General features: G+C 50.2%; 1 protein-coding gene. It reads left to right on the forward strand.

Going from position 1 to position 588, the window contains the following annotated elements; all coding sequences use genetic code 11:
- On the forward strand, window positions 1-588 hold a 588-nt coding region (locus HUK65_RS18610; RefSeq protein ID WP_179907784.1), incomplete at both ends, for an FKBP-type peptidyl-prolyl cis-trans isomerase N-terminal domain-containing protein.

Here is a 588-nt window from a genome sequence, read left to right on the forward strand (position 1 = left end):
GGCCCGTCCCCAGACCGCATTAATCTGAATCAAGAGCATGATGCTCGTTCTTATGCCGTTGGTGCCGCATCGCTGCGGGAAGCGCAACAATTAATTGAAATGATTGGTGAAGAATCACCAGATCTTGGTCGTGAAGAGAAGCACGAATTGCTGCACGTGGGCTTTGTTGATGTACTCAACCGTAAGCCACGCATGGAAGAGCAGATGATATCGCTAGAATTGATGGTGCGTGGCTTACAAGACGCGCCAGCGATGGCTGATTTGCCAGCGATTAAAGAGGTGACCATCGATGATGATGAGACCTCGTCACAGCTTTACATGTTAGGTGCATACATGGGACTGCAAGTGCTCATGGTGGATAACCTGCTACAGGATTACGAGAAAGGCATTAGCGGCCGCATCGCTTCGATTGGCTTTCTAGAAGCGCTGGCAAATGAAAGCCGCATGAGCGCAGAAGAAATTAATACGCAGTGGGAAATCATCCGCGACATCCTGACGACACCAGCGCCGGGTGTTGATGAAGTGATGTCTGAAAACCACGCAGCGGGTTTGGCCTATTTAGAAGAAAATGCCAAACGTGAAGGCGTG

Origin of the sequence: Rhabdonatronobacter sediminivivens, from assembly GCF_013415485.1 — a bacterium.
In the GTDB taxonomy this organism is placed as follows: Bacteria; Pseudomonadota; Alphaproteobacteria; order Rhodobacterales; family Rhodobacteraceae; genus Rhabdonatronobacter; species Rhabdonatronobacter sediminivivens.